The 10,099-nt window shown below is 41.5% G+C and carries 14 protein-coding genes; 7 read left to right on the top strand and 7 right to left on the bottom strand.

The annotated features are described in order from the left end of the window. From HPC41_RS25550 to HPC41_RS07765, 4 genes are all read left to right on the top strand, one after another. The coding region (locus HPC41_RS25550; protein ID WP_216660699.1) for an SDR family NAD(P)-dependent oxidoreductase at nt 1-264 on the top strand (264 nt) is incomplete at its 5' end. Beyond that, nucleotides 260-682, top strand: coding sequence for an SDR family oxidoreductase (locus HPC41_RS25555; protein ID WP_425501175.1), 423 nt, complete (start codon nt 260-262; stop codon nt 680-682). The genes HPC41_RS25550 and HPC41_RS25555, both read left to right, overlap by 5 nt. 232 nt (nt 683-914) lie before the next feature. Beyond that, a complete protein-coding gene (locus tag HPC41_RS07760; protein WP_172393477.1) occupies nt 915-1,661 on the top strand; it encodes an SDR family NAD(P)-dependent oxidoreductase in 747 nt (248 codons plus the stop codon). Between the two features lie 9 nt (nt 1,662-1,670). Continuing rightward, nucleotides 1,671-2,120 carry a nuclear transport factor 2 family protein gene (locus HPC41_RS07765; protein WP_172393478.1) on the top strand — a complete coding sequence of 150 codons (450 nt, stop codon included), beginning with the start codon at nt 1,671-1,673 and terminating at the stop codon, nt 2,118-2,120. Between the two features lie 54 nt (nt 2,121-2,174). Here the strand turns inward: HPC41_RS07765 and HPC41_RS07770 are convergent, their stop codons facing one another. Then, the gene (locus tag HPC41_RS07770; RefSeq protein WP_172393479.1) at nt 2,175-2,756 is read right to left on the bottom strand and encodes a TetR/AcrR family transcriptional regulator; all 582 of its coding nucleotides are present in this window, start codon (nt 2,754-2,756) and stop codon (nt 2,175-2,177) included. Nucleotides 2,757-2,930: 174 nt separating this feature from the next. Between HPC41_RS07770 and HPC41_RS07775 the strand changes: the two genes are divergently transcribed. Then, nucleotides 2,931-3,281: a winged helix-turn-helix transcriptional regulator gene (locus HPC41_RS07775; RefSeq protein WP_172393480.1), complete on the top strand. Its 351-nt coding sequence runs from the start codon at nt 2,931-2,933 to the stop codon at nt 3,279-3,281. Between the two features lie 122 nt (nt 3,282-3,403). On the opposite strand, the gene HPC41_RS07780 is transcribed toward HPC41_RS07775, so the two are convergent. The 5 genes from HPC41_RS07780 to HPC41_RS07800 form a co-directional block, all read right to left on the bottom strand. Then, nucleotides 3,404-4,360 (bottom strand): NADP-dependent oxidoreductase, encoded by a 957-nt coding sequence (locus tag HPC41_RS07780; protein WP_172393481.1) that lies wholly within the window; start codon nt 4,358-4,360, stop codon nt 3,404-3,406. Nucleotides 4,361-4,651: 291 nt separating this feature from the next. Further along, nucleotides 4,652-5,404 carry an SDR family oxidoreductase gene (locus HPC41_RS07785; RefSeq protein ID WP_172393482.1) on the bottom strand — a complete coding sequence of 251 codons (753 nt, stop codon included), beginning with the start codon at nt 5,402-5,404 and terminating at the stop codon, nt 4,652-4,654. A 28-nt stretch (nt 5,405-5,432) separates the two neighbouring features. Next, on the bottom strand, nt 5,433-5,858 hold the full coding sequence (locus HPC41_RS07790; RefSeq protein WP_172393483.1) for a YybH family protein: 426 nt from the start codon (nt 5,856-5,858) through the stop codon (nt 5,433-5,435). 142 nt (nt 5,859-6,000) lie between these two features. After that, the gene (locus HPC41_RS07795; protein WP_172393484.1) at nt 6,001-6,867 is read right to left on the bottom strand and encodes an AraC family transcriptional regulator; all 867 of its coding nucleotides are present in this window, start codon (nt 6,865-6,867) and stop codon (nt 6,001-6,003) included. A gap of 286 nt (nt 6,868-7,153) precedes the next feature. After that, nucleotides 7,154-7,558, bottom strand: a complete 405-nt coding sequence (locus tag HPC41_RS07800; protein WP_172393485.1) for a winged helix-turn-helix transcriptional regulator — start codon at nt 7,556-7,558, stop codon at nt 7,154-7,156. 238 nt (nt 7,559-7,796) lie between these two features. Here HPC41_RS07800 and HPC41_RS07805 point away from each other — a divergent pair, with 238 nt between their 5' ends. Beyond that, a complete protein-coding gene (locus HPC41_RS07805; protein WP_172393486.1) occupies nt 7,797-8,732 on the top strand; it encodes an aromatic alcohol reductase in 936 nt (311 codons plus the stop codon). 23 nt (nt 8,733-8,755) lie between these two features. On the opposite strand, the gene HPC41_RS07810 is transcribed toward HPC41_RS07805, so the two are convergent. Next, on the bottom strand, nt 8,756-9,718 hold the full coding sequence (locus HPC41_RS07810) for an aldo/keto reductase (protein WP_172393487.1): 963 nt from the start codon (nt 9,716-9,718) through the stop codon (nt 8,756-8,758). Nucleotides 9,719-9,823: 105 nt separating this feature from the next. On the opposite strand from HPC41_RS07810, the gene HPC41_RS07815 reads away from it, so the two are divergent. Then, nucleotides 9,824-10,099 (top strand): winged helix-turn-helix transcriptional regulator (locus HPC41_RS07815; protein WP_172393120.1); only part of this gene is annotated, 276 nt, incomplete at its 3' end.

A 10,099-nucleotide genomic window follows, 5' to 3' on the forward strand; every position in this document is an offset into this window, starting at 1 on the left:
ACCGCAAAAGAGTTAATCGCCGAAGGAGCAAAAGTAATTATTACCGGAAGACGAAAAGAAGCCATTGAAAAGGCTGCTGAAGAGTTGGGAGCTATTTCTTTTGTGGCGGATCAAGGGAAATTGGAAGACATCGACAATTTCAAAACCCAAGTTGAAGAGCAATTCGGAAAAGTTGATATTCTGTTTATTAATGCCGGAATCACCGGAACTTTAGGTTCGATCGAAACTATGAGTGCTGAAAACTTCGACAATGTAAGGCATTAATTTCAGAGGAGCTTATTTTACCTTAAGCAAATTTATTCCTCTGTTGAACGATGGTGCTTCAGTGGTGTTCCTTTCATCCAACGTCGCGACAACCTCTAAACCCAATAGTTCGATTTACCAGGCAAGCAAAGCAGCATTAAATTCCATTGCAAAAACCGCTGCTGCAGAATTAGCACCAAGAAAAATCAGAGTAAATTTGGTAAGTCCGGGACCAACAAAAACGGAAATTATGACCAAAGCAGGATTGGACGAAAAAACATTGGAAGGTCTTAATGAATGGTTAATCAGCGGAATCCCACTACAAAAAATGGGGTCTGCGGAAGATGTAGCTAAAGCTGTTATTTATCTCTCAGATAACAATGTGGCAAGTTTCATGACCGGAACGGAAATCCTTATGGACGGTGGAATGGTTTTATAATCTTCCCCAATCTTCTTTTCCTTCACATATCGTCAATTTCATAATGCTTTTTTCTGCATTGTATATGGTTTTCGGGAAACCGAAAAGTTAATTACATCGGATCTACAAAGTTAGAAATTAGTTTATAAGCCCGCTTGTTTAAATATCATTGGTGATACCAACTTAAAAAGTGATCCTCATAATGACTAATTTTGGAACTAAAATTCCAGTAATTGAAATATACTTTAAAACAATGAAAACACTAGAAAATAAGACCGCATTTGTAACAGGCGGTACAAGAGGAATGGGAGAAGCAATCGTAAGACGTTTTGCTTCCGAAGGAGCCAATGTCGTATTCACCTACGCCAACTCAACAGAAAAAGCAGAAAAGATTGTAGCGGAAATAGAAGCGCATGGGGTAAAAGCGCTTGCCATCCATGCTGATGCCTCAGAAGCGGGCCGTTTAGAAAGTGCACTGGGTCAGGCTAATGCCAAGTTCGGAAAGATTGATATCCTTGTAAATAATGCCGCTGTCGCCATCCCAGGAACAATTGACCAAGCTTCCCTTCAGGCTGAAGGCTACAACAAGATGATAGACGTGAATATCCGCGCTGTAGCTGAGGCGGTTAGAACAGTTATTAAATTCATGCCCGATGGCGGAAGAATCATCAACATCGGATCCGTTGGAGGAAATAGAATAGGAGGCCCCGGTATGGCTGATTACGTTGCGACCAAAGCCGCGGTTTCGGCATACAGCAGAGGGCTTGCATGGGATCTTGGCCCAAGAAATATTACAGTGAATGCAATTCTGCCCGGTGCAACTGATACAGATATGATGCCCAAAGATGAGGAGATCCGTCAGGCTTATACAAATGCTATTCCGCTTAAGCGTCTTGGAAAGGTGGAGGAAATTGCTGCACTTGCAAACTTCCTTGCCGGACCTGAATCTTCCTATATTACCGGTAGCAGTATCGTAATTGACGGCGGTATCAGCGCATAAATTATAGCTATGAAAAATTTAAGTCATGAAGATCTCATTGCAATTGTCGAGATCAAAAAAGTAATGGCCCGCTACACCAGGTTCGTCGATACAAAGCAGTGGAACTCCTTTAAAGAATTATTTGACGAAAATGTCCATATGCTCTTCGAAGGAGAAAAAGGCGAGCGGCTTTTTGAGTTTAACAGTCCCCAAGAAATGGTGAATGTAACCGCACCAGTGCTGGAAGGTGCCCGCTCTGCCCATCACGTGCATAGCCCAGAAATTGAACTGTTGTCCGAACACCGTGCCACAGCGATATGGGCAATGGAAGATCTGATCAACTTTGCGCAGAGGGAAGAGATCCCCTACAAAAAGCTGCATGGTTTTGGTCATTACCATCTGGAACTACTTAAAACAGAACAAGGATGGAAGATCACCAGACTACAGCTTAAAAGAACCATATTGGATATTTTAGTTTAAACTACTATCAATTAATAAGGGGAACTGGGTTTCGGAAATGGAACCCGGTTTTTATCATTTTAAAATGGAAAGTGTCTGCTCGATCATTTTGCGGCAGGCCTCTTCATCCATACCCGCTTTGGTGGATACGACCATTCCTGACATGGTATTGACCAGGTAATCGGTAATAGTCTCCACATCGAGATCGCTGTGCGAAGGAGAGGAGTTCTTTAGCATTTCCAGGAAATGAAAGATTGCATACCTGCTGTCATTATAGCTTTGCTGAATGATCTGGAGTGCCTGCTCATCGTGCGGACCGAACTCAATGATGGAGTTAACAAGGAAACATCCATTGGGCATTCCGGGGTGGTAGCATCCTTTGACAGCCAGATCGAAGATCTTGCTGATACCGTCCCTCGGGTTTTTGGCATTGCGCCTGATCTGCTCAAGGGCGTCAGTGGTTAATTTTGAATATCGATGGAGAGCCCTTATTAGAAGACCGCGTTTGTCACCAAATGTTGCATATAGGCTTGAGCGGCTGATCTTAAGATGGTTGACGAGTTCTTCAGGTGAGGTTGCGTGATAACCCAGCTGCTGAAAAAGAACAATCGATCTGTCCAGTATATCTTCTTCAATAAAATTTTTTTTTCGGCCCATCGTAATAAAAACTGTAATGCATACCACTTGATAGACAAATTTAAGGTTTTATTATTTACCGTTAGCCTAGCGGTATCACAGGTGGAACCACCTGTGATTTGAATTTAAGGGCAGAAAATCAGTGAGTTGACTGCCTGATCATTGAAAATATTTTAATAATTTTAATAAAAAAATATGAAAGATATTAATGTCATTCCTTTGACCGCAGAAAATACGCGGGCCCTGCAGGACACCATATATGTGATCGGAGGGAAGTGGAAGTTGCCTATTCTGTTTTCAATCTGCAGTGGCAATAAGCATTTTAAGGATATCCAACGCAGTATTCCGGGGATTACTACAAGAATGCTATCCAGGAGTTTAAAAGAGCTTCTGGATAATAAGATTATTACAAGAAGAGCGTATTCTGACAGTCCTGTCATCATCGAATACGAATTTACTGAATATTCCAAAGAATACGCCTTACTGATAAACCAGATGATCGAGTGGGGAAAAAGGCACCGTAAATTAATTATTGAAAGTATCTAGCGCTTTCAATAAGTTTATCTTCTGGCTTTTAAACAAAAAAATCTTATCAGAATTGATAAGATTTTTTTGTTACCGGGACATCAAGCAGTATATCTGCCAAAAGTTATCATGCTGCAAACCTACTACAAACTAACAACAATCTTACCGGTTGTATGGTTTGTCTCCATTTCCTGATGGGCTAGCGCCATTTCTTCAAGTTTAAATGTTTTTGAAACGTACGGTCGAAGGATACCCTTGGACATTAAATGGGCCAAAGCTTTTATGTCCGTTCCACTTGATATTACTGCGTTGTAGAAAATGTTGACATTTTTTTCTTTTGCCAAAACTTCCCATTTTGTTCCCTCGATGTGGTTCCATAAACTCAGTAGGTTTCCGCCCTTCTTGAGCACTTTGATGGTCTGCTCGATATGCTCATCACGCAAGGCCTCAATTACATAATCCACAGGCGGAAGGATATCCAAAAAATTTGTTGTCTGATAATCTATAAATTCATCCGCACCAAGTTCCATAAGAAGATCTTTTTTTGAACCTGAGGCTATCGCAATAACATATGCTCCGAAGCTCTTTGCAATCTGTATGGCCAGATGACCGACTCCGCCACCTGCTGCTGTAATCAGAACACGGTCTCCGGGTTTAATTCTGACTTTATTTAGAGGTTGCCAAGTCGTTAAAGCGGCAAGAGGCACAGCGGCAGCTTGCTGATAAGAGATATTCTCCGGTTTCAGCGCAATATCCTTGACACGGGCAACTACATATTCTGCATACCCTTTGCCATGTCCTGGGCTGCTAGAAGTCGGGAAATTGAGCAGACCAAAAACTGCGTTTCCTACTGCAAAGTCTGAGACACCTTCACCCAGCTCCACAATATCACCTGCGATATCCCAACCCAGTATTTTTGGTGATTCACCGTTAAATATATAATCCAATGCTACATTTGTCCTGGCATAAATATCTGTTGGGTTAATCCCTATGGAATTTACTTTTACCAATACTTCATCTTTTCCGGGGCTTGGAATGGGTAGATCTTTTAATTCCAATTGCGAAATATCGCCCTGTTTTTTTAAAATAACTGCTTTCATTTTTCTGTATTAAAACCTATTACAAAATTAGGAAGATAGCACTGTCGATTTATTGGTAATATCATCAATGATACTAAGCGCCGGGCGTTGTTTGTCAGTAGAACTTTTTAAAGAGGTCAAGTATGGTAAAGCACTGAAAACCCTTATCAATCAAAAAGCCATGATCAAGTAAGGCCAATTTAAATAGCTGTATGAGCCCAGCATACTGTACAATAACAAGATACAGGTCAGTAAATGGCCTGCATCTTGTTATTTAGGAAACAATTATAATATACACGTTAAGAACCGAATTTAATTTTCCAAAGTACTTAACGCCCAGTCCTCAAAATGAATCTTACCTGCATTATATTCTTCAGCAGGGACGAGCAGTGATCTAGGAACAACAAGATGCATATATTTGCTGTCCTCGTCAGAAACAACCTTTATAGGCTTCCCGGATATCTCGACATATTTTGCTACAAAATCGTCCATATTGGCCCTTGTAGGCCCCGCAATCTCGACTGTTCCATTTTTAGGCTCCTCGAGCGCAAACTGCACAATGTAGTCTGTGACATCTTCCAGGGCAATGGGCTGATAGTCGATCTTCGAAACAAATACCTCGTCACCCTGTCCCTGAACGGCAATGATCGCATCGGTATGCTCATAAAACTGTGTTGAACGAATGATTGTATAAGGTATTCCCGAGTTTTTGATGTTGTCTTCCTGGTATTTCTTTGCGCGAAGATATCCTATCTCCAGCGCATGGTCTGTTCCGACAATGGAAAGTACGAGGTGATGCCTGATGTTTGCAGCCAGTTCCGCTTTTACCAGATTCTTTCCTGCGGTCTGAAAAAAGTGGATTGCATTTTCTTCTTCAGGAGAGGAGGAATTGGATAGATCGATTACTATTTCCGTATTTTCCAGTGCTTGCGAAAGACCTTCTCCTGTCATGAGATCCACTCCATGTGAAGGTGAACCAATGATCACCTGATGACCAAGGTTTGCCAGCTTTTTTGTGACCAGTCTCCCGGTAAGACCTGTACCACCGATTACTAAGATTTTCATATCTGAACTATTTAATTTGTAAAATTGATTAAAATAAGCTGCGTACCTGCACGCCGAATGGATTTCCAAACCAGTATCGCCAATATCCGTCAGGCCCTTTCTTGGCGTAATCGCTTGAAGTTCCTGTAATATTTACTTTTTCGCCGTTATTTCCTGTCCCGGCGATTTTCCAATGCAGGACCAGTGAAGCCAGATTATCCGTCGAATAAATATTCCGGGCAACAATTTCCATCGGCAATCCAAACCCGAAGGACTGCTGCAGCTCACGGGCGATCGCTATTTTTCCGCGTCTGGGCTCACCTCGGGTACTGATAACGACTGCATCATCCTCATAGAAGCCGAGCATGGTTTCCATATCCCTGGAATTAAAATGATCCAAAAGAGAGTCGACAATTCCCTCAGGTGTGGTTGATAATTTATAAGTCGGGCTTGCTGCCAAATTATGACCTTCCATAAGACCTAAGAATTAATATTAAAAGATATACTGTTATCTACAGTACAAAATTGATCAAAAAATGAATGCAGGAAAACTGACAAACAAAGGTAAAGGGTGGACAAAAAAATAAGCCGTGTTTGAGTTGGATAGGATAGGTTGTCTAATCCAGGTCTGGATTGGAGCGTAGTGTCTTTCTGTAATCGCCCGGTGACCGTCCAGCTTTTTTTGTGAAAAGCCTGATAAAGTACTTGGTGTCTTTATAGCCTAGCTGCACCGCAATTTCCTTAATGCTCAATCGTGAATAATAGAGCAGGCGCTGTGCCTCGCTCAGTATTTCCTTCTGGATCAGTGCGGATGCCGATAAGCCCGTCACCTTTTTAATAACATCATTTAGGTGGGCCACGGTGATATTTAACTGCTGGGCATATGCTGCGGGCCGTTTAAGGCTGCGGTAATCACGCTTGACGAGATTTCTGAATTCGTTGGCGATACTGATAATCCTAGGGCTATGACTTATGGGCCCTGCTGTTAATTTACTCTGGTGACAAATTACCGCCTGCGTTATAAAAGCTGACAGCAGGGGTTGTTGCACTTCCTTATTCGCGGTATTGTTTATACTATCCAGATTTTTTAGGGAGTCCAGGATTGACCTAAACCATTGTTGCTCGGCCGCTGAGAGGGACAATATAATGGTTTCATTTAGAGATGCATCAAGAATGTCCCTGGCTGACCTCGTCATATGATGGCCTTCGAAAGAAATGTAATAACCGGATGCCCCTAAAGCCGTAGTGATCTGATGGACCTGGTGCGGAGGGCAGACAAAAAGCGTTCCCGCGGGCATGATCAGCTGTTCAAAATCAAATAGGACTTCCAGCTGTCCAGCTTCAACAAGCATGCAGGTATAGTGGTCATGCCGATGCGGATTCAGTGCTTTTAGGATACCCGGAGTTGAACCATCCCATATTCCAACAGCCATACTGCTGCTGGAATTCATGCTGTTCACTAAAATAGAATCTCTTTTTGGCATGCGACGCAATTTTAAAATCAAATTTAATTCATATACTTTAAGAATTACTATCGATTACGTTTTATGATCCTGATTTTTCTATTATTTAGTACGCCCCTTTGCGCTGTTTCAGAAAGTCATCTCAGCTATTTGAACCATAAAAAATCATTGCATAGGGAAAGTTGCTCAAAAAGTGAGGTTTGCCGGAATTGTGCTTCAAAAGTCGAACTTACGTGATGCGTTATCTGCAGCCGGGTATCATCGGGCTGTTGGTGCTGAGGAAACCATCAAATGTCAATGCTAAAGGCTACTTATCATTATGTTTTTCATAATTTGTCCTCGCACTTGTCAGTTCTTCGGTATGACGTGCAATCCATAACCAGAGTGGTGTGACTTGGACCAAAAGACCTTTACCTAGCTCGGTGAGCTCATATTCAACTCTTGGTGGTACCTCAGGAAAAACGCTTCTTGATATCAACCCATCTCTTTCTAGTTCCCGTAAACATTTTGTCAGCATCCGCTGACTGATACCCTTAATATGGCTTTCCAAATTCGAAAAGCGCATCCTACCGTCAATTCCAAGAGCATGAATAACAAAAAGTGACCATTTATTACCAATATGATTAAGTATATCACGTTTCAGGTCTTCCTGGTCTTTGTTCAGCACTTTGCAAATATCATCCCAGGCCGCAGCTATTTCGTTATCAGTCATTGTTCTATCTTTTTTAGTTAAAACGCGCTTGTTGCTTTTTAAAGATAGTTTATTTTGACAATAGAACTTCTAAGAAACGAAAATTAATCTGCCTAATTCTCAAAAGACTAACATCGATGTAAGCAGCTCACATCGAGATAACTTATTGTTTGACAGCATTGGACTCCGTAACTTTGCTTAAGAAAGAGGAACTTAATCCATTAGTAATGGATTAAGTTCCTGACAATTTTTTTTTGAAATGAAAAACACATCAATTTTAATATTGGGAGCAGGTGAATTAGGAGTGCCTGTCATCCGTCATATGGCAAATAAAGCCAAAAACTACAGCGGTACAACAGTTACAGTTCTGCTTAGAGAAGCAACCATAAATTCTGAAGATGCAGATAAGAAAAAGATTATAGCCGAACTCAGAGAATTGGGTGTTAATTTACTTGCAGGAGATCTGTCTGCTTCCTCTTCAGAGCTTGTCGCTATTTTTAAAAATTACGATGCTGTTGTTTCTTGTACGGGCTATGGAAGCGGTGCCGGTGGTTTTCAGCTGAAGCTGGCAAATGCTGTTTTGGATGCTGGAGTGAAAAGATATTTTCCGTGGCAGTTTGGAGTTGATTTTGAAGTGATAGGCCGGGGGAGTGCTCAGGATCTATTTGACGAACAGCTCGATGTACGTGAGCTTCTTCGATCACAAAATGCTACAAATTGGGTTATTATTTCCACCGGTATGTTTACCAGCTATCTTTTTGAACCCTTTTTCGGCCTTTTGGATATGGAGAAGAAATCTTTCAATGCTATTGGGGGCTGGGATACTGCGGTTACTGTCACAACGCCTGAGGATATCGGAAAACTTACCGCTGAGATATTTTTTGCGGAGCCAGCGATTGAGAATGAGATCGTTTATATTGGTGGAGATACGATCACCTATGGACAGTTGGTGGATATCGCTGAATCGCTTTCAGGGCAAAAGTATGATCGTACACTTTCGGATATGACGGAAATACAGCAGGACCTTAAAGATGATCCTACTAATTTCGTGAAAAAATACCGTTCAATCTTTGGTGCCGGTAGAGGTGTTTCTTGGCCATTGGAGGTGACATATAATTTCAAACATGGTATTGAAATGATTTCCGCAGCACAATGGGCAAAGGATAATATTGACTGGGATTCTTTTAATAAATAGCACGTAGTTATTTATTCGGTAACTTAACCACGTACCGTATTCAGCAGATCGTGCGGATACCCGAGGCTAATGGAGCTTAATTTATCCAGCTTCGTTCGTTCTTCAGGAGTTAACGTGACATCTGCTGCTTTTATAATTTCCTCAAATTGATTGATATTGCGTGCTCCCAATAACGGGAATGCCTCTTTTGATAAATTCCATGCAAAAGCGATCTGACCGGGAGTTGCATTATATTTTTCCGCGATTGACACCAGTTGATCAATGATCAGTTTGGTTTTCTCGTCTTCCGAATATTCAACGCCAGAAGAATGGCTGATTCGCCCGGCTTCTCCCTTTCTATATTTTGCGGTGAGTAGTCCGCCAGCTAGTGGCGAGTACATCATCAAACCAAGACCAAATTCCTTTGCCATTGGGATCAGTTCACGGTCTGCTGTACGTTGCAACAAACTATATTCAATTTGTAAAGCACTGAGTTTTGTTGCTGATGCAATGGCCGATGCCTTCCATGCCGGGAAATTAGTGAGCCCCGCATACACTATTTTTCCTTCTCTGACCAGATCTTGAAGTCCCATGGCTATTTCTTCCCATGGAGTTACTCCATCATCATAATGAGGCATATAAATATCGATGTAGTCTGTCTTCAGCCTTTTTAGACTTTGTTCAACAGCCTGACGCATGGATTTACGGTTATTTCCAAAATTACTGATTGCCGGGCTGGGGTCGCTGCTTCTGGTATATTTTGAGCAGATAATAAAATTGCTTCGCCGGCCTTGTATAAAATTACCAACGATTTCTTCTGCTTCTCCAAATTGGTAAACATCAGATATGTCGATAAAATTACCACCTGCATCTCCATAAGCTGTTAAAATCTTTTTTGATTTTTCAGGATCGGCTCCGTAGCCTTTTCTTGTTCCAAAATTGGCTGCTCCCAATATTATTTCACTGGCATGTAGTCCTGTTTTTGATCCAAATAACTTGTATTTCATATTTTTATATTTACTTTGTTGCAAAGTTAAGGGCATAAAGTAACCGTGTCAATTACGGATAAATTTATCTATACTCACTTTATACCTTCGTAAAATATATCAGCTATGTACGAAAAAAAGCTTCCTGTCAATTTAGATTGTGGTTTACATCTGTTTTTGCAGGTCGTTCAGGGCAAATGGAAAATAAACCTGCTCTGGGCAATACATTCAGGTATCAAGCGTCCGGGTGAGCTGCAGCGGAAAATCCCCAATGCAACCCGTCGTGTACTTGATGCGCAGCTTGGCCAATTGATTGAACATGGATTGATTAATAAAGTCGTCTTTGATCAGCTTCCGCTGAAAGTAGAATATGAACTGACTGGGCTGGGTGAAAGCCTTATA

This window comes from Sphingobacterium prati (genome assembly GCF_013167215.1).
Lineage (GTDB): Bacteria > Bacteroidota > Bacteroidia > Sphingobacteriales > Sphingobacteriaceae > Sphingobacterium > Sphingobacterium prati.

What these genes read in the sequence shown, in the direction of transcription:
- HPC41_RS07760 (WP_172393477.1), top strand. Translation starts at nt 915, where the DNA reads ATGAAAACACTAGAAAATAAGACCGCATTTGTAACAGGCGGTACAAGA.
- HPC41_RS07765 (WP_172393478.1), top strand. Translation starts at nt 1,671, where the DNA reads ATGAAAAATTTAAGTCATGAAGATCTCATTGCAATTGTCGAGATCAAA.
- HPC41_RS07770 (WP_172393479.1), bottom strand. Translation starts at nt 2,756, where the DNA reads ATGGGCCGAAAAAAAAATTTTATTGAAGAAGATATACTGGACAGATCG.
- HPC41_RS07775 (WP_172393480.1), top strand. Translation starts at nt 2,931, where the DNA reads ATGAAAGATATTAATGTCATTCCTTTGACCGCAGAAAATACGCGGGCC.
- HPC41_RS07780 (WP_172393481.1), bottom strand. Translation starts at nt 4,360, where the DNA reads ATGAAAGCAGTTATTTTAAAAAAACAGGGCGATATTTCGCAATTGGAA.
- HPC41_RS07785 (WP_172393482.1), bottom strand. Translation starts at nt 5,404, where the DNA reads ATGAAAATCTTAGTAATCGGTGGTACAGGTCTTACCGGGAGACTGGTC.
- HPC41_RS07790 (WP_172393483.1), bottom strand. Translation starts at nt 5,858, where the DNA reads ATGGAAGGTCATAATTTGGCAGCAAGCCCGACTTATAAATTATCAACC.
- HPC41_RS07795 (WP_172393484.1), bottom strand. Translation starts at nt 6,867, where the DNA reads ATGCCAAAAAGAGATTCTATTTTAGTGAACAGCATGAATTCCAGCAGC.
- HPC41_RS07800 (WP_172393485.1), bottom strand. Translation starts at nt 7,558, where the DNA reads ATGACTGATAACGAAATAGCTGCGGCCTGGGATGATATTTGCAAAGTG.
- HPC41_RS07805 (WP_172393486.1), top strand. Translation starts at nt 7,797, where the DNA reads ATGAAAAACACATCAATTTTAATATTGGGAGCAGGTGAATTAGGAGTG.
- HPC41_RS07810 (WP_172393487.1), bottom strand. Translation starts at nt 9,718, where the DNA reads ATGAAATACAAGTTATTTGGATCAAAAACAGGACTACATGCCAGTGAA.